This window comes from Pseudomonas sp. CCI1.1, from assembly GCF_034348165.1.
Classification (GTDB): domain Bacteria; phylum Pseudomonadota; class Gammaproteobacteria; order Pseudomonadales; family Pseudomonadaceae; genus Aquipseudomonas; species Aquipseudomonas paracarnis.
The window spans coordinates 4,649,537-4,665,586 of record NZ_CP133780.1; the positions used below are offsets into that span (position 1 = coordinate 4,649,537).

17 protein-coding genes are annotated in these 16,050 nt (G+C 57.3%); 2 read left to right on the forward strand and 15 right to left on the reverse strand.

What is annotated here, in order from left to right:
* Positions 1-7 precede the first annotated feature (7 nt).
* The 15 genes from RHM69_RS21120 to mnmG form a co-directional block, all read right to left on the reverse strand.
* A complete protein-coding gene (locus tag RHM69_RS21120; RefSeq protein ID WP_014720586.1) occupies positions 8-775 on the reverse strand; it encodes a DeoR/GlpR family DNA-binding transcription regulator in 768 nt (255 codons plus the stop codon).
* Positions 776-1,013: 238 nt separating this feature from the next.
* Positions 1,014-2,381: a bifunctional UDP-N-acetylglucosamine diphosphorylase/glucosamine-1-phosphate N-acetyltransferase GlmU gene (gene glmU / locus RHM69_RS21125; protein ID WP_122300916.1), complete on the reverse strand. Its 1,368-nt coding sequence runs from the start codon at positions 2,379-2,381 to the stop codon at positions 1,014-1,016.
* Between the two features lie 122 nt (positions 2,382-2,503).
* A complete protein-coding gene (locus tag RHM69_RS21130; protein ID WP_003195825.1) occupies positions 2,504-2,920 on the reverse strand; it encodes a F0F1 ATP synthase subunit epsilon in 417 nt (138 codons plus the stop codon).
* Positions 2,921-2,964: 44 nt separating this feature from the next.
* Entirely contained in the window at positions 2,965-4,341 is a 1,377-nt protein-coding gene (gene atpD, locus RHM69_RS21135) for a F0F1 ATP synthase subunit beta (protein ID WP_003195827.1), read from the reverse strand.
* 27 nt (positions 4,342-4,368) lie between these two features.
* Positions 4,369-5,229 carry a F0F1 ATP synthase subunit gamma gene (gene atpG / locus RHM69_RS21140; protein ID WP_005792602.1) on the reverse strand — a complete coding sequence of 287 codons (861 nt, stop codon included), beginning with the start codon at positions 5,227-5,229 and terminating at the stop codon, positions 4,369-4,371.
* A gap of 50 nt (positions 5,230-5,279) precedes the next feature.
* Entirely contained in the window at positions 5,280-6,824 is a 1,545-nt protein-coding gene (atpA, locus tag RHM69_RS21145; RefSeq protein ID WP_003195831.1) for a F0F1 ATP synthase subunit alpha, read from the reverse strand.
* 21 nt (positions 6,825-6,845) lie between these two features.
* Entirely contained in the window at positions 6,846-7,382 is a 537-nt protein-coding gene (locus RHM69_RS21150; RefSeq protein ID WP_003195833.1) for a F0F1 ATP synthase subunit delta, read from the reverse strand.
* Between the two features lie 12 nt (positions 7,383-7,394).
* Positions 7,395-7,865, reverse strand: a complete 471-nt coding sequence (locus RHM69_RS21155) for a F0F1 ATP synthase subunit B (RefSeq protein WP_200599927.1) — start codon at positions 7,863-7,865, stop codon at positions 7,395-7,397.
* Between the two features lie 56 nt (positions 7,866-7,921).
* On the reverse strand, positions 7,922-8,179 hold the full coding sequence (gene atpE, locus RHM69_RS21160; protein ID WP_002555987.1) for a F0F1 ATP synthase subunit C: 258 nt from the start codon (positions 8,177-8,179) through the stop codon (positions 7,922-7,924).
* Between the two features lie 133 nt (positions 8,180-8,312).
* Positions 8,313-9,182: a F0F1 ATP synthase subunit A gene (gene atpB, locus RHM69_RS21165; protein WP_014720589.1), complete on the reverse strand. Its 870-nt coding sequence runs from the start codon at positions 9,180-9,182 to the stop codon at positions 8,313-8,315.
* A 16-nt stretch (positions 9,183-9,198) separates the two neighbouring features.
* Positions 9,199-9,606 carry a F0F1 ATP synthase subunit I gene (locus RHM69_RS21170; RefSeq protein WP_010565865.1) on the reverse strand — a complete coding sequence of 136 codons (408 nt, stop codon included), beginning with the start codon at positions 9,604-9,606 and terminating at the stop codon, positions 9,199-9,201.
* Between the two features lie 148 nt (positions 9,607-9,754).
* Positions 9,755-10,627: a ParB/RepB/Spo0J family partition protein gene (locus RHM69_RS21175; RefSeq protein ID WP_003195890.1), complete on the reverse strand. Its 873-nt coding sequence runs from the start codon at positions 10,625-10,627 to the stop codon at positions 9,755-9,757.
* Between the two features lie 9 nt (positions 10,628-10,636).
* Complete coding sequence (locus RHM69_RS21180) at positions 10,637-11,434, reverse strand: ParA family protein (RefSeq protein WP_003195891.1); 798 nt, start codon at positions 11,432-11,434, stop codon at positions 10,637-10,639.
* Positions 11,435-11,452: 18 nt separating this feature from the next.
* The gene (rsmG, locus tag RHM69_RS21185; RefSeq protein ID WP_020302581.1) at positions 11,453-12,097 is read right to left on the reverse strand and encodes a 16S rRNA (guanine(527)-N(7))-methyltransferase RsmG; all 645 of its coding nucleotides are present in this window, start codon (positions 12,095-12,097) and stop codon (positions 11,453-11,455) included.
* Complete coding sequence (gene mnmG, locus RHM69_RS21190; RefSeq protein ID WP_014720591.1) at positions 12,094-13,986, reverse strand: tRNA uridine-5-carboxymethylaminomethyl(34) synthesis enzyme MnmG; 1,893 nt, start codon at positions 13,984-13,986, stop codon at positions 12,094-12,096. The genes rsmG and mnmG overlap by 4 nt, the downstream gene beginning before the upstream one ends.
* 541 nt (positions 13,987-14,527) lie before the next feature.
* Between mnmG and RHM69_RS21195 the strand changes: the two genes are divergently transcribed.
* Both RHM69_RS21195 and RHM69_RS21200 read left to right on the forward strand, forming a co-directional pair.
* A complete protein-coding gene (locus RHM69_RS21195) occupies positions 14,528-15,034 on the forward strand; it encodes a sigma-70 family RNA polymerase sigma factor (RefSeq protein WP_200599929.1) in 507 nt (168 codons plus the stop codon).
* On the forward strand, positions 15,034-15,978 hold the full coding sequence (locus RHM69_RS21200) for a FecR domain-containing protein (RefSeq protein ID WP_073452715.1): 945 nt from the start codon (positions 15,034-15,036) through the stop codon (positions 15,976-15,978). Before RHM69_RS21195 ends, RHM69_RS21200 begins: the two co-directional genes overlap by 1 nt.
* Positions 15,979-16,050 lie beyond the last annotated feature (72 nt).

Here is a 16,050-nt window from a genome sequence, read left to right on the forward strand (position 1 = left end):
GCTTCTCCTAGATGATTGCCGCGCATATCAGCGTAATGCCGCGGGCTTGGATCTGGTCGCGGGCCTCGAGCGGCAGGCGATCATCGGTAATAAGGGTATGGACGCTGCTCCAGGGCAGTTCCAGGTTGGGAATCTTGCGGCCGATCTTGTCGGATTCGACCATCACCACCACTTCACGGGCGACCTCGGCCATGACGCGGCTCAAGCCCAGCAGTTCGTTGAAGGTGGTGGTACCGCGCTGTAAATCGATGCCATCGGCACCGATGAACAGCTGGTCAAAGTCGTAAGAACGCAGGACCTGCTCGGCGACCTGGCCCTGGAACGAATCCGAATGCGGGTCCCAGGTGCCCCCGGTCATCAACAGCACCGGTTCGTGTTCCAGTTCGCTCAAGGCGCGGGCCACGTTCAGGGAGTTGGTCATCACCACCAGGCCCGGCTGATGGCCCAGTTCGGGGATCATCGCGGCGGTGGTGCTGCCGCTGTCGATGATGATGCGCGCATGTTCACGCAAACGCTTCACGGCCGCACGGGCGATGGCGCGCTTGTAGACCGAGATGGGCTGGGCAGCGTCACCCACCAGCTCTTGGGGCATAGTGATTGCACCGCCGTAGCGACGCAGGAGCAAGCCGTTACTTTCGAGGGCAGCAAGGTCCTTGCGGATGGTCACTTCCGAAGTTTCGAAATGTTTGGCCAATTCGTCCACGCTGACTTCGCCCTGTTCGTTGAGCAAGGTCAGGATATTGTGGCGTCGTTGGGGGGTGTTTCGTTTCGACATGGTAGTGATAAGTTTCGTTTCGAAAGATAACGAAGGCAATCAAAACCTATTGGTGAAAGATCGTCAAGAGGCGGAAGGCATTTTTGTAGAGCTTTCGGACATGCCGCTAAACAACTGTGGGAGCTGGCTTGCCTGCGATAGCGGCGTGTCAGGCGACATCATGATGAATGTCAGACCGCTATCGCAGGCAAGCCAGCTCCCACAGGAGTGAATCTCAACCTATCGAGTTGTGGATAACTCAGCTCTTCTTGATTTTGACCGGGCGTTTCCAGCCGTCGATGTTGCGTTGGCGAGCCCGGGCAACAGCCAGTTGGGACTTATCCACATCCTGGTTGATGGTTGAGCCCGCTGCGGTGTTGGAACCATCGCCGATGGTCACCGGAGCAACCAGCGAGTTATTGGAGCCGATGAACACATCTTCACCAATGGTGGTCTGGTACTTGTTGGCACCGTCATAGTTGCAGGTGATGGTGCCGGCACCGATGTTGGTGCGGGCGCCGATGACGGCATCGCCCAGGTAAGTCAGGTGGCCGACTTTGGCGCCTTCGCCCAGGTGAGCGTTTTTCAGTTCGACAAAGTTCCCCACATGGGCCTTGGCCCCCAGCTCGCTACCCGGACGCAAGCGCGCAAACGGCCCGGCATCGCTGCCCTCGCCCATCACCGCACCGTCGATATGGCTGTTGGCCTTGACCACCACACCTTTGCGCAAGGTGCTGTCCTTGATCACGCAGTTCGGGCCGATCACCACACCGTCTTCAATGATCACGCGGCCTTCGAGGATCACATTGATATCGATCAGGATGTCGCGGCCCACCGTGACTTCGCCACGTACATCGAAACGCGCCGGGTCTCGCAGGGTCACACCCTGGGCCATCAGGCGCAGGCCTTCGCGCAGTTGATAGTGACGTTCCAGCTCTGCCAGTTGTTTGCGGTCGTTGGCGCCCTGCACTTCCATCGGATGGTGGGGCTGCTCGGTGGCGACCAGCAGGCCATCGCTGACGGCCATCTCGATGACGTCGGTGAGGTAATACTCGCCCTGGGCGTTGTTGTTGGACAGGCGGCTCATCCAATCGGCGAGCTTGTTGGCAGGCACCGCGAGAATGCCGGTGTTGCCTTCAGTAATCGCGCGCTGGGCTTCGCTGGCATCTTTGTGTTCAACGATGGCAGCCACCTTGCCGTCGGCGTTGCGCACAATGCGGCCGTAGCCCGTAGGGTCGTCCAGCTCCACGGTCAGCAGGCCCATCTGGCCAGGCACCACGTGCTTGAGCAGGCGTTGTAAGGTTTCCACTTCAATCAGCGGTACATCGCCGTAGAGGATCAATACCGTGTCCGCGGTGATGAAAGGCACAGCCTGCGCGGTCGCGTGGCCGGTGCCCAGTTGCTTGTCTTGCAATACGAAATTCAGGTCGTCCGCGGCCAGACGCTCACGGACCACGTCGGCACCGTGGCCAATCACCACATGAATACGTTGTGGGGCCAGTTGCCGGGCGCTGTGGATAACATGACCCAGCATGGAATTGCCCGCGACCGGGTGCAGCACCTTGGGCAGGGCCGAACGCATACGAGTGCCCTGGCCTGCGGCGAGAATGACGATTTCAAGAGACATGAATGGCTACCAATCCTGGGCGGTCCGGGTTCAGACCAAAGAAGTGTTTTGCAAAAAAGAAAAAGGGTAGCCGAGGCTACCCTTTTTAATCAATCACGCATCAAGCAAAACGGCGTGGCCGCTTACTTCTTGCGGATCTGCTGGAGAGTACGCAGCTGGGCTGCGGCCTCGGCCAGACGGACTGCAGCAGCGCTGTAGTCGAAGTCTGCGCCTTTTTCGTTCAGCGCCTTCTCGGCAGCCTTGACGGCTTCCTGAGCGGAGGCTTCATCCAGGTCGCCAGCACGTTGCACGGTGTCGGCAAGTACCTTGACCATGTTCGGCTGAACCTCGAGGAAACCACCGGAGATGTAAAACACCTCACGTTCCCCGCCTTGCTTGGTCAGAGTGATCGGACCTGGCTTCAAGCTTGTGATCAGCGGGGCGTGACCCATGGCGATACCAAGATCACCCAAGTCGCCGTGCGCTGTTACAAACTCGACCAGACCGGAGAAAATTTCCCCTTCCGCGCTGACGATATCGCAATGGACTGTCATAGCCATCTGATTGCCTCAACCTGATGAGCGCCCGTTTCCGGGCGCCAGGATTACAGTTTCTTGGCTTTCTCGATCGCTTCTTCGATGCCGCCGACCATGTAGAACGCTTGTTCTGGCAGGTGGTCGTAGTCACCGTTGAGGATGCCTTTGAAGCCAGCAATGGTGTCTTTCAGGGAAACGTATTTACCCGAAGCACCGGTGAAGACTTCAGCCACGAAGAACGGCTGCGACAAGAAACGCTGGATCTTACGAGCACGGTTTACCAACTGCTTGTCGGCTTCCGACAGCTCGTCCATACCCAGGATCGCAATGATGTCCTTCAGTTCTTTGTAACGCTGCAGCACGTACTGAACGCCGCGAGCGGTGTCGTAGTGCTCCTGGCCGATCACGTTCGGGTCCAGCTGGCGCGAAGTCGAGTCGAGTGGATCGACCGCTGGGTAGATACCCAGGGAAGCGATGTCACGGGACAGAACGACGGTGGCGTCCAAGTGGGCGAAGGTGGTAGCTGGCGACGGGTCGGTCAAGTCATCCGCAGGTACGTATACCGCTTGGATCGAAGTGATCGAACCTTCCTTGGTCGAAGTGATACGTTCTTGCAGAACGCCCATCTCTTCAGCCAGGGTCGGCTGGTAACCTACTGCAGAAGGCATACGGCCCAGCAGTGCGGATACTTCAGTACCGGCCAGGGTGTAACGGTAGATGTTGTCGACGAACAGCAGAACGTCGTTACCTTCGTCACGGAATTTCTCGGCCATGGTCAGGCCAGTCAGGGCTACGCGCAGACGGTTTCCCGGCGGCTCGTTCATCTGACCGTAAACCAGTGCCACTTTGTCCAGAACGTTGGAGTCCTTCATCTCGTGGTAGAAGTCGTTACCCTCACGAGTACGCTCACCAACACCTGCGAACACGGAATAACCGCTGTGCTCGATGGCGATGTTACGGATCAGTTCCATCATGTTTACGGTCTTGCCTACACCGGCACCACCGAACAGACCGACTTTACCGCCTTTGGCGAACGGGCAAACCAGGTCGATAACCTTGATGCCGGTTTCCAGCAGGTCGTTGCCGCCCGCTTGTTCTGCGAACGAAGGTGCTGCGCGGTGAATGCCCCAGCGCTCTTCGGTGGCAATCGGGCCAGCTTCGTCGATCGGGTTGCCCAGTACGTCCATGATCCGGCCCAGGGTCGCTTTACCGACCGGTACGGAGATGGCAGCGCCAGTGTCGACAACGTCCAGACCGCGCTTCAAGCCTTCGGTGGAACCCATCGCAATGGTACGAACTACGCCGTCGCCCAGCTGCTGCTGAACTTCCAGGGTAGTTTCCGCGCCTTGTACTTTCAGCGCGTTGTAGATGCTCGGTACGCTGTCGCGTGGAAATTCCACGTCGATAACGGCGCCGATGATTTGAACGATACGTCCGCTACTCATAGCTGGATCCTCTGAATATTTGAACCGTTAAACCGCGGCAGCGCCGCCGACGATTTCCGAGATCTCTTGGGTGATCGCAGCCTGACGCGCCTTGTTGTAGATCAGCTGCAAATCGCTGATCAGATCACCGGCGTTATCGGTAGCGTTTTTCATCGCGATCATCCGCGCCGCTTGTTCAGCTGCGTTGTTCTCGACCACCGCCTGGTACACCTGCGACTCCACGTAGCGCACCATCAAGCCGTCAAGCAGCTCTTTGGCGTCTGGTTCGTAGAGGTAGTCCCAGTGGTGCTTGAGTTCCTGATCCGGGGTTGCCACCAGTGGAATCAATTGCTCCACGGTTGGCTGCTGGGTCATGGTGTTGATGAACTTGTTGGATACCACGGACAGGCGGTCAATCCGGCCTTCCAGGTACGCATCCAGCATCACCTTCACACTGCCGATCAAATCATTGATCGACGGCTCTTCACCCAGGTGGCTGATAGCTGCAACGACGTTACCGCCGAAGTTGCGGAAAAAGGCCGCACCCTTGCTACCAACAACACACAGATCGATCTCGACGCCGTTTTCGCGGTTTACCGCCATGTCCTTGACCAGGGCCTTGAACAGGTTGGTATTCAGACCACCGCACAAACCACGGTCACTGCTCACTACCACATAACCTGCACGCTTGACGGCGCGCTCGATCATGAACGGGTGGCGGTATTCCGGGTTGGCGTTGGCCAGATGCCCAATTACCTGGCGGATACGCTCCGCATAAGGACGGCTAGCAGCCATGCGCATTTGTGCCTTGCGCATTTTGCTGACCGCCACTTTTTCCATGGCGCTGGTAATTTTTTGCGTGCTTTTGATGCTCGCAATCTTACTGCGAATCTCTTTTGCGCCTGCCATGTAACACCTATCAGGTTAGCAAGCGGAAGCCTTGCGGCTCCCGCTGCGGCTTACCAGGTTTGGGTGGCCTTGAACTTCTCGATACCGGCTTTCATGCCAGCGTCGATATCGTCATTGAAGTCACCCTTCACGTTGATCTTCGCCATCAATTCGGCGTGATCGCGGTTGAAGTAAGCAATCAGCGCTTGTTCAAAGCTGCCGACCTTGGCGATTTCAACGTCGGTCAGGAACCCACGCTCAGCGGCATACAGCGACAACGCCATGTCAGCGATCGACATTGGGGCGTATTGCTTCTGCTTCATCAGCTCGGTAACGCGCTGACCATGCTCAAGTTGCTTACGGGTCGCTTCGTCCAGGTCAGAAGCGAACTGGGCGAATGCCGCCAGTTCACGGTACTGAGCCAGAGCGGTACGGATACCACCGGAGAGCTTCTTGATGATCTTGGTCTGAGCGGCACCACCCACACGGGATACCGAAACACCGGCGTTCACTGCAGGGCGGATGCCCGAGTTGAACATGGCCGATTCCAGGAAGATCTGACCGTCGGTGATGGAAATCACGTTGGTCGGAACGAACGCGGAAACGTCGCCAGCCTGGGTTTCGATGATCGGCAGTGCGGTCAGGGAACCGGTTTTGCCGGTCACTGCGCCGTTGGTGAACTTCTCTACGTACTCTTCCGAAACGCGGGATGCGCGCTCCAGCAGACGGGAGTGGAGATAGAACACGTCGCCTGGGTAGGCTTCACGGCCTGGTGGACGGCGCAGCAGCAGGGAAATCTGGCGGTAAGCCACTGCTTGCTTGGACAGATCGTCATAAACGATCAGCGCGTCTTCACCGCGGTCGCGGAAGAATTCACCCATGGTGCAACCGGAGTACGGTGCCAGGAATTGCAGCGCAGGAGATTCCGAAGCACTGGCAGCCACGATGATCGTGTTGGCCAGGGCGCCGTTTTCTTCCAGCTTGCGAACTACGTTGGCGATGGTCGATTGCTTCTGACCGATGGCTACGTAGACGCAGAAAATGCCGCTGTCTTTCTGGTTGATGATCGCGTCGATGGCCAGAGCGGTTTTACCGATCTGACGGTCACCGATGATCAGCTCACGCTGGCCACGGCCGACCGGGATCATGGCATCGACAGCCTTGTAGCCAGTCTGTACAGGCTGGTCTACCGACTTACGCCAGATCACGCCTGGAGCAACTTTCTCGACCGCGTCGGTCTCGGTGTTGCCCAGTGGACCTTTACCGTCAACAGGGTTACCCAGTGCGTCGACTACGCGACCCAGCAGTTCCTTACCAACCGGAACTTCCAGGATGCGGCCTGTGCACTTGGCGCTCATGCCTTCAGCCAGACTGGTGTATGCGCCCAATACAACGGCACCTACGGAGTCTTGCTCCAGGTTGAGGGCCATACCGTAGACGCCGCCCGGAAACTCGATCATCTCGCCGTACATGACGTCGGCCAGACCGTGAATCCGCACGATGCCGTCAGATACGCTGACGACAGTGCCTTCGTTACGGGCTTGGGAGGTCACATCGAGCTTGTCGATGCGGCCCTTGATAATTTCACTTATTTCGGAAGGATTGAGTTGCTGCATTGCTCTGCTGCCCCTTCAAACTCAAGATTTCAATGCTTCGGCAAGTTTCGCGATTTTGCCGCGAATCGAGCCATCGATAACCAGGTCGCCGGCACGGATAACAACACCACCAATAAGCGATGCGTCCTCCGAAGCTTGCAGGCGCACTTCCCGATTGAGTCGTGCACTGAGAACCTTGGCGAGTTTGTCTTGCTGTTCTTGGTTCAATGCGAAAGCACTGGTCACTTCAACGTCTACCGATTTCTCTGCTTCGGCCTTGTACAGGTCGAACAGAGCGGCGATCTCCGGCAATAGCGGGAGACGGTCGTTTTCGGCAATGACGTGGATGAAGTTCTGCACCTTCACATCAAACTTGTCGCCGCACACTTCAATAAAAGTGGCGGCCTTGTCTGCGCTCGTCAGGCGCGGGGCCTTGAGCACGCGCTGCATGGTGTCGTCTTGCGACACTGCTGCAGCCAGGCCGAGCATGGCTGACCAAGAGGCCAGCTGCTGGTGGGCCTGGGCGTGCTCGAAGGCTGCCTTAGCGTAAGGTCGGGCCAACGTGGTCAGTTCTGCCATGATCGCCCTCGCTTAAATTTCAGCAGCCAGTTTGTTAACCAGCTCCGCGTGCGCGTTTTGATCGATTGTGGCACCGAGGATCTTCTCGGCACCGCCAACGGCCAGAGCACCCAGTTGGGCACGCAGCGCGTCTTTGACACCGTTCAGGTCCTGTTCGATCTCGGCATGAGCCGAAGCCTTCACACGGTCAGCTTCGACGCGGGCTTTTTCAACAGCCTCTTCGACGATCTGGTTACCGCGTTTCTTGGCTTGCTCAATGATCTCGGCTGCCTGTGCTTTAGCTTCGCGCAGTTGCTGACCCACTTTCTCGTGGGCCAACTCCAGGTCGCGAGCTGCACGGCTGGCAGCGTCCAAACCATCCGCGATCTTCTTCTGACGTTCGTGCAAAGCCGCGATGACCGGAGGCCACACGAACTTCATGCAAAACACTACAAAAATGAAGAACGCAACGGATTGGCCAATCAGGGTTGCATTAATGTTCACGCCAACACCTCGCTCATTCGTTGTCCATCACCCCAATCACTCGAAAATTCGAGTGATTAGCCAGCGAGTTGACCAACGAAGGGGTTCGCGAAGGTGAAGAACAGTGCGATACCAACGCCGATCATGGTCACGGCGTCGAGCAGGCCGGCGACGATGAACATTTTAACTTGCAGCATTGGGACCATTTCTGGCTGACGCGCTGCGCCTTCCAGGAATTTGCCGCCCAGCAGGCCGAAACCAATGGCAGTACCCAGGGCGCCCAGGCCGATCAACAGTGCAACAGCGATAGCGGTTAGACCAACTACAGTTTCCATCTTTCCTCCCGACTTTTACGTCGTATGGTTTAGGTTTTTTAGATTTTAAAGCGGTAAAACAAATCGTTTCATAGCCCTGTTGGGCCACCTTCCCGTTTGACCGGGAAGGACATCAGACTAGTCGAGACTGGTCTTAATGGTTCTCTTCGTGCGCCATCGACAGGTAGACGATGGTCAGCATCATGAAGATGAAGGCCTGCAGGGTAATGATCAGGATGTGGAACACAGCCCACGCCCACTGCAGAACTACGCCCAGGCCGCTAAGCCAGAGCAGGCCGCTGCCGAACATCACAGCGATCAGAATGAACACCAGCTCGCCGGCATACATGTTGCCGAACAGTCGCAGAGCCAGGGAAATCGGCTTGGCGACCAGGGTGACGAATTCCAGCAGGAAGTTCACCGGGATCAGCAGGGCTTGAACGAAGATGTTCTTGCTGCCGAACGGGTGCAGGGTCAGTTCGCCGATGAAGCCGCCGATGCCCTTGACCTTGATGCTGTAGAAAATGATCAGCGCGAATACCGACAGAGCCATGCCCAGTGTGGCGTTCGGGTCAGTGGTGGATACGGCGCGGAATGGAATGTGCGGGTCGCCGGAGATCGCCATGGCCAACTGAGGAATCCAGTCCACCGGGATCAGGTCGACGGCGTTCATCAGGAACACCCAGACGAAGATGGTCAGTGCCAGCGGTGCAATCACCGGGCTACGGCCATGGAAGCTGTCTTTCACGCTGCCATCGACGAATTCGACCAATACTTCAACGAAGTTCTGCAAAGCACCTGGCTGACCCGAAGTCGCCTTCTTTGCCGCCATGCGGAAAATCAGGACGAAGATCAGACCCAATGCGACCGACCAACCCAGAGTATCCAGGTGGAAAGCCCAGAAACCCATTTCTTTGGCTTCTGCTGCGGTGTGGGCAAAGCCCCAGCCGCCATTAGGAAGCTGACCGAAGGTCAGGTTCTGCAAGTGGTGCTGGATATAGCCCGAAGCGGTTGTTTCTGCCATGGTTGCCTCAAACGCCCTAAGGTTTCGAAAGTCTTGTTTTCATTAGCAGGGGAGCGAACCAGCTGACCAGTTGGGTCAACACGAAGACGCCGAATACAGCCAGCGGCGCCAATGGCTTCACACCTGCAAAGGTCAGTGCAAACAGCACTGCCGTCAAAATCAGTTTCCCTGCTTCGCCGGCATAAAAAGACCGGACGATAGCCTGGGCTGCTCGGGCGCCGGAAAACCGAAAGGCCCTGTGAGCAAAATACATATTGGGCAGCAAGGCTATCAGGCCTCCGCAGAGTCCTGAATACCCGGCTACGACTCCATGCCAATACCAGAGCGCCAATGCGGCGATCAGCAAAATGACAAATTGAGCCAGTAGAACCGGAAAAACAGCCAAGCGATGGAACGGCAACGTGTTTGGCGTGCGGGTTTCCATCACTCTTGCTCCTCAATGGTCGGCTGCCGGAAATCAATAACTTGGCATAATTTGTGCCGACAAAATGCGCGCAGAGTATAGGGGCGGTTCAGCCCCTATTCAACTGTCGGGTAGTGATTTCCGATCACGCGCTACATAAGCAAATGTTTCAGCGGATGTGGGCAAGGACGCCCTGAAGCTCATCGAGTGAGTTATATCCGATGACCAACTGCCCTTTGCCCTTCTTGCCGTGGCGAATTTGCACCGCAGAGCCTAGCCGCTCGGCCAGGCGCTGCTCAAGGCGCGCGATATCCGGATCAGGTTTGGCGGTTTCGACCGGTGCAGGTTTACCGCTGAGCCACTGGCGAACGAGGGCCTCGGTCTGACGAACGGTGAGCCCTCGTGCGACAACGTGTCGCGCCCCTTCAACCTGTTGATTTTCCGGCAAACCGAGCAACGCACGGGCATGGCCCATTTCCAGGTCGCCGTGGGACAACATGGTCTTGATCACTTCCGGCAGCGCGATCAAACGCAACAAGTTGGACACGGTGACGCGGGACTTGCCCACTGCCTCGGCCACTTGTTGCTGGGTGAGCTGGAATTCCTGCTGCAAACGCTGCAACGCAATCGCTTCTTCGATCGGGTTGAGGTCTTCACGCTGAATATTCTCGATCAGTGCCATGGCGATCGCGGTTTCATCCGGCACGTCGCGCACCATCGCCGGGATAGTCTCCTTGCCGGCCTGCTGGCTGGCACGCCAGCGGCGCTCCCCGGCGATAATCTCAAAGCGGCCACCGCCAATGGGGCGCACCACGATGGGCTGCATCACGCCCTGAGCCTTGATCGAGTTGGACAGTTCTTCCAGGGCCTGGGGGTCCATGTCCCGACGTGGCTGGTATTTGCCGCGCTGGATCAGGTCCAGCGGCAAGTGCTGCAGCTCGCGCTCGTCGGCCTGCACCGCTTGTTCTTCAAGCGATGTGACGGTCGGACCACTCAACAGTGCATCCAGTCCACGTCCGAGACCTCGTTTCTTGACGGCCATGGGGATTCCTTAAGTTGGCTGGGCTGCAGCGGTGCGTGAATTACGGCGTTGGCGGCGAACCATCTCGCCAGCCAATGCCAGGTAGGCGATGGCGCCACGCGAGGATTTGTCGTACGCCAGCGCCGGCATGCCATAGCTTGGCGCTTCGGCCAGACGGATGTTGCGTGGAATCACGGTGTCGTACAGCTGGTCACCGAAGTGTTCCTTGAGCTGCGCCGACACATCGTTCATCAGGCTCAGGCGCGGGTCGAACATGGTCCGCAACAAGCCTTCGATCTGCAGTTTCGGGTTGAGCAACTCGGCAATGCGTTTGATGTTATCCACAAGGTCGCTCAGGCCTTCCAACGCGTAGTACTCGCACTGCATGGGGATAATTACCCCATCGGCGGCCACCAGCGCGTTAAGCGTGAGCATCGACAGCGACGGTGGGCAGTCGATCAAGATGTAATCGTAGTTATCGCGAATGGGCGCCAGGGCGCTGCGCAGACGGCTTTCTTTCATCTGCATTTCCAGCAACACCACTTCCGCCGCGGTCAGATCGCGGTTGGCCGGCAGCAGTTGGTAACCGCCGTGCTCGGAATAATGCATGGCCTGGGCCAGGTCGCATTCGCCAATCAGCAAATCGTAGACCGAGTTTTCCAGGCCGTGTTTATCCACACCGCTACCCATGGTGGCGTTGCCCTGTGGATCGAGATCGATCAACAGCACCCGACGCTTGGTCGCGACCAGGGATGCTGCGAGGTTGATACAGGTGGTGGTTTTACCCACGCCACCTTTCTGGTTCGCTATCGCGAATACCTTAGCCATTCTTGCTTGTGTTCCCAATCATGCCGTGCGGCGCAGTATCAGCAGATGGCGTTGGCCTTGGCAACCAGGTACGGCCAAGGCGTGTTCGCTATCGAGGTGGAAGTCTGCCGGCAATGCTAACAGCTCGTCGCTTGGATGGACGCCCTTCATTGCCAGCCAGCGCGTGTCGCGATCGCCAAGGTGGCGGGTCCAGTTGCTGAAGTTCTCCATGCTGCTGAACGCCCGGGAAACAATTCCGTTGAAGGGCTGTTCAGGCGTGAAGGCTTCGACGCGGCTGTGGATAACTTGCAGGTTGTCCAGCTTGAGTTCGAGTTTGACCTGGGTCAGGAAGCGGGTTTTCTTGCCGTTGCTGTCCAGGCAGGTCACTTGCGACTCGGGAAACAGAATCGCCAGCGGAATACCGGGCATTCCGCCGCCGCTGCCGACATCCAGCCAGCGACCATTTTCGATGAATGGCATAACACTAAGACTATCGAGCAGATGGCGCGAGACCATTTCGTCCGGATCACGCACTGCGGTCAGGTTGTAAGCCTTGTTCCATTTGATCAACAGGGCGAGGTAGCCCAGCAGTAGCTCATGCTGGGCTTCGGTCAGCGCAACGCCCAACTGGCGCGCTCCTGTGGATAACTCTTCGGCGTGTTGCGAGGTGACCAACGAACTCAAGCGCTTTGCTCCAACTGACGGCCCGCGCCGCGTTTTTTCAAATGAATCATCAACAGCGAGATGGCTGCCGGGGTGACGCCAGGAATACGTGAAGCCTGCCCGAGGGTTTCCGGACGAGTTATCCCCAACTTGCTTTGGATTTCTTTCGACAACCCGGAAATCCCGGTGTAGTCGATATCCACAGGCAGCTTGGTGTCTTCACTGGCGCGCAGGCGAGCAATTTCGTCCTGCTGGCGATCAATGTAACCGGCGTACTTGGTCTTGATCTCCACCTGTTCGGCAACTTGTGGGTCTTCAGCGCCCTGGCCTGTCACTTCGACCAAACCAGCGTAGTCGATTTCCGGACGGGAAAGCAGGTTGAGCAAGTTGTACTCATGGGTCAACGGCGTGCCGAATTTTTCTGCGATGGCGTCGCCCTGCTCCGTGCCCGGGCGAACCCAGGTACTTTTCAGACGCTGTTCTTCGAGCGCAATGCTTTCGCGTTTTTTGCAGAAGGCCGCCCAGCGGGCGTCATCGACCAGGCCCAGCTCGCGACCTTTTTCGGTCAAGCGCAGGTCGGCGTTGTCTTCGCGCAGGATCAGACGGTATTCCGCCCGAGATGTGAACATCCGGTACGGTTCCTGGGTACCCAGAGTAATCAGGTCGTCGACCAATACGCCGATGTAGGCTTCATCGCGACGCGGGCACCAGCTGTCTTTGCCCTGTGCACGCAATGCTGCGTTGGTCCCGGCCAGCAAACCTTGGGCCCCGGCTTCTTCATAACCGGTGGTGCCGTTGATTTGGCCGGCGAAGAACAGGCCACCGATCACTTTGGTTTCCAGGCTGTATTTCAGGTCGCGCGGGTCGAAGTAGTCGTACTCGATGGCGTAGCCCGGACGCACGATGTGCGCGTTTTCCATACCGCGAATCGACTGCACGATCTGGATTTGCACATCGAACGGCAGCGAAGTGGAAATTCCGTTGGGGTACAGCTCGTGGGTGGTCAGGCCTTCGGGTTCGATAAAGACCTGGTGGCTTTCCTTGTCGGCAAAGCGGTGGATCTTGTCTTCGATCGACGGGCAATACCGCGGGCCAATGCCTTCGATCACCCCGGAATACATCGGCGAACGATCAAGGTTCGCGGCAATGATTTCGTGGGTACGGGCGTTGGTGTGGGTGATCCAGCAGCTGACCTGTTTCGGGTGCTGTTCTTTGGAACCCATGAACGACATGACCGGGATCGGCGTGTCGCCGGCTTGCTCGGTCATCATCGAGAAATCCACAGAACGCCCATCAATACGTGGCGGGGTCCCGGTTTTCAAGCGGCCGACGCGCAGCGGTAGTTCACGCAGACGTTTTGCCAAGGCGATCGACGGCGGGTCACCGGCACGGCCACCGGAATAATTTTGCATACCGATGTGGATAAGTCCGCCCAGGAACGTGCCCGTGGTCAGTACGACCGAATCTGCATGAAAACGCAGACCCATTTGCGTAACAACACCACGTACCTGGTCCTGCTCGACGATCAAGTCATCGGCGGCCTGCTGAAATATCCACAGGTTCGGCTGGTTTTCCAGGGTTTCGCGTACCGCTGCCTTGTACAGGATGCGGTCGGCCTGAGCCCGGGTAGCACGTACGGCCGGGCCTTTACGGCTGTTGAGCACGCGAAATTGAATACCACCCTTGTCGGTGGCCATCGCCATTACCCCGCCAAGGGCATCGATTTCCTTGACCAGATGGCTTTTGCCAATCCCGCCAATTGCGGGGTTGCAACTCATGGCACCGAGGGTTTCCACGTTATGCGTCAGCAACAGGGTTTTTACACCCATGCGTGCTGACGCCAGTGCTGCCTCGGTACCGGCATGACCGCCGCCGATGACGATCACTTCAAAACGGGAAGGGAAATCCACCACGCACCTCGTGCCTGCTTATGTAGGTAATCAGGAATTGTTTGTTGAAAGGGTTTTAGAGCTTTGCGGGCAAGTATAGGGACTTAGGGCTTCCTAAAGAACCCTTTGCACAAAATTTAACCAGCTGTGGATGAATCACAGACAATAGAAATTAAAAGAGAGAAATTTATTAAATCTTTGTTTTTATGTTTATTTATACTGAGCAACATTTCTGTGGATAGATCTCTACAGGCCCTTATTTTCAATGTGTACAGCGATTCAAAACGTTGTGGTCATCTGCCAATGAGGCCCTTGGATAAGTGCTTTAAGCCTGTGGATTAAGCGACCTGTTATCCACAGATGGGTTTTTACGCAGGTTTCACGCCCTGTTATCAACTGGGCACAGGAGCGGTTATTCACAGGGCTTAATCCACAGAAACGGCCGATTTCGTCCACGGCAAAGCTGGGAATTAATCCCGGGTGGGACAAAAACAGATCTATTGTGGGAAAACACCGGGCCAGTTAATAATAGCGATTATCATTAACCTGCCTTGTCGCGCCTATGCCTCCCTCCTCACATACCGCAGCGGTCCAGCACATCTATGAACAGCACCATTCGTGGTTGCGCGGATGGCTCAAGGGAAAATTGCATAACGCCAGCGATGCAGCCGATGTGGCCCACGACACGTTCGTGCGCATGCTCGGTGGACGACATGCGGCGCAGATCCTCGAACCACGGGACTATCTGGCCACCATCGCCAGGGGCATGGTGATTGATCGGTATCGCCGGCATGCCATCGAGCAGGCCTACAGGCAGACCCTGGCAGAGCGTCCTGAAGCCACGGCTATCAGTGAGGAAGACAAGGCAATCATCATCGAAACCCTGGTGGCTGTGGATAAAGCGCTGTCTGGGCTGGGTGAGCGTGCACGGCGAATTTTCATGCTGGCACAGATTGAAGGGCTGACTTATCAACAGATCGCCGATCTACTGCAGGTATCGCTGACCACGGTGAAGAAACACATGATCCGTGCCCTCACCGAGTGCTCCCTGATCATGGCCAGCCGGTAATGGTCAGCCCTGACCGCAAGACGTTCGAGGTCGCTGCCAGTTGGTATGTGCAATTCCAGTCGCAATCACCGACGCCCGCACAACATCAAGCGTGGCAGCAGTGGCTTAATCATGACCCGTCCCACCAGGCGGCTTGGGACCAGATGGAGCAGTTGCAACGCAGCCTCGGTGGCCTGCCCCCTGATCTCACACGCCGCGCGTTATCCACCACGCAACAGCGGCGCCAGGTACTCAAGTGGATGCTGGTGCTTGGCGGCAGTGGCTACCTGGGCTGGAACGTCCAGCAACATACGTCGTTGGGTAACGCATGGGCTGATTACCGCACGTCGGTGGGCCAGAGGCGGCGCATCGAGTTGGCGGATGGCACGCAGATCAATCTCAATACTCATACCGCTATCGATGTGGCCTTTGACGGGTACCAACGTTTGATCCGTCTGCGCGAGGGTGAAGTACTTATCCACACCGGCACGCGGGGTGGGCACTTACCGTTTTATGTAGAAACTCGCCAAGGCCGGGTCAAGGCGCTGGGCACTCGGTTTACTGTGCGCCAACTGCCGGATGCCACGCGGGTGGGCGTCTTGGAAGAACGGGTTGAGATATCCCCCGGCGACCAACCCGAACTTCGCCGCACTATGGGCGCGGGTGAGAGCGCAGAGTTTGATCGGCACAATGTGCGCCCTGCCCAGCGATATGGCGGTGTACAGGCCGCCTGGGTCGATGGCCAACTGATCGTGCTCGATGCTCGGCTAGGAGAAGTTATCGATGAGTTGGCGCGCTATCGGCCGGGCGTATTGCACTGCGACCCAGCCTCTGCGGGCCTACGCGTTTCCGGGACATTCCGTCTGGACTCAACCGATGCCGTCCTCGCTAACCTGCAAGCGAGCCTGCCGATTCAAGTGAAATACTTTACGCGCTATTGGGTGTCGGTCACCCGGATCGGCTAATCGAAAAATAATCCACAGAGGGGTTATCTTTTTTTGACCTGGTGCGGCCCTACAGGTAATCACGACGCTACC

What these genes read in the sequence shown, in the direction of transcription:
- atpG (WP_005792602.1), bottom strand. Translation starts at nt 5,229, where the DNA reads ATGGCAGGCGCAAAAGAGATTCGCAGTAAGATTGCGAGCATCAAAAGC.
- atpA (WP_003195831.1), bottom strand. Translation starts at nt 6,824, where the DNA reads ATGCAGCAACTCAATCCTTCCGAAATAAGTGAAATTATCAAGGGCCGC.
- RHM69_RS21180 (WP_003195891.1), bottom strand. Translation starts at nt 11,434, where the DNA reads ATGGCTAAGGTATTCGCGATAGCGAACCAGAAAGGTGGCGTGGGTAAA.
- RHM69_RS21170 (WP_010565865.1), bottom strand. Translation starts at nt 9,606, where the DNA reads ATGGAAACCCGCACGCCAAACACGTTGCCGTTCCATCGCTTGGCTGTT.
- RHM69_RS21195 (WP_200599929.1), top strand. Translation starts at nt 14,528, where the DNA reads ATGCCTCCCTCCTCACATACCGCAGCGGTCCAGCACATCTATGAACAG.
- RHM69_RS21150 (WP_003195833.1), bottom strand. Translation starts at nt 7,382, where the DNA reads ATGGCAGAACTGACCACGTTGGCCCGACCTTACGCTAAGGCAGCCTTC.
- atpE (WP_002555987.1), bottom strand. Translation starts at nt 8,179, where the DNA reads ATGGAAACTGTAGTTGGTCTAACCGCTATCGCTGTTGCACTGTTGATC.
- atpB (WP_014720589.1), bottom strand. Translation starts at nt 9,182, where the DNA reads ATGGCAGAAACAACCGCTTCGGGCTATATCCAGCACCACTTGCAGAAC.
- RHM69_RS21175 (WP_003195890.1), bottom strand. Translation starts at nt 10,627, where the DNA reads ATGGCCGTCAAGAAACGAGGTCTCGGACGTGGACTGGATGCACTGTTG.
- glmU (WP_122300916.1), bottom strand. Translation starts at nt 2,381, where the DNA reads ATGTCTCTTGAAATCGTCATTCTCGCCGCAGGCCAGGGCACTCGTATG.
- RHM69_RS21120 (WP_014720586.1), bottom strand. Translation starts at nt 775, where the DNA reads ATGTCGAAACGAAACACCCCCCAACGACGCCACAATATCCTGACCTTG.
- atpD (WP_003195827.1), bottom strand. Translation starts at nt 4,341, where the DNA reads ATGAGTAGCGGACGTATCGTTCAAATCATCGGCGCCGTTATCGACGTG.
- RHM69_RS21130 (WP_003195825.1), bottom strand. Translation starts at nt 2,920, where the DNA reads ATGGCTATGACAGTCCATTGCGATATCGTCAGCGCGGAAGGGGAAATT.
- RHM69_RS21200 (WP_073452715.1), top strand. Translation starts at nt 15,034, where the DNA reads ATGGTCAGCCCTGACCGCAAGACGTTCGAGGTCGCTGCCAGTTGGTAT.